Genomic DNA, 612 nt, shown 5'->3' with positions numbered 1-612 from the left:
AAGGCTGTTTATAGATACTTTTCTCTATCTTTGTCAGGCATATAACGGGTATATTTGGTAGGTATTACCATTATCCAAATGATTAACAGATATATATAAAATACGGTAAAATCAAATAGTTAAATAAAAATAAGAGGTGGATGTATGAGTCAAAAACAACCCTTATTAATCACCACAGGTGAGCCTGCTGGTATCGGGATGGACGTGGTTTTGTTACTTGCGCAAGAAGGTAAGCTACAAAATTTTAATCGACCAATCTGGATCACAGCTGATGCCAATGCTATGCAGGCACGTGCAGAGCAACTACTAACTACTGGCGCACTAAAAAGCTGTCCAACTTGGCAAAGTATTACAGTGACTCCATCATCAATGACTGATGTAAATAATGCGGATTTTAATGTAGCAAATAATGCATTCTTATTGTTGGATGTACCTTGCCCTGCACCTGTGCGGGCAGGTCATATTAACACCAAGAATGCAGCAATGGTCGCCAAGCAATTAGAAATCGCTCATCAACTTGCAACAAATGAAACGGTAGCCGCTATCGTTACTGGACCGTTACAAAAATCTGCGTTAATTGACGCCGACATTAAACTTTTAGATGGCATGATG

The 612-nt window shown here is 39.2% G+C and carries 1 protein-coding gene; it reads left to right on the top strand.

All coding sequences use genetic code 11. The features are described 5' to 3' along the window. Positions 1-144 precede the first annotated feature (144 nt). The coding region (locus ACS8FD_RS22225; RefSeq protein ID WP_439277459.1) for a 4-hydroxythreonine-4-phosphate dehydrogenase PdxA at positions 145-612 on the top strand (468 nt) is incomplete at its 3' end.

This window comes from Psychrobacter sp. 1U2 (assembly GCF_051847575.1).
The sequence above is the reverse complement of the archived record's forward strand: the minus strand, read 5'-3'. Positions and strand labels throughout refer to the sequence as shown.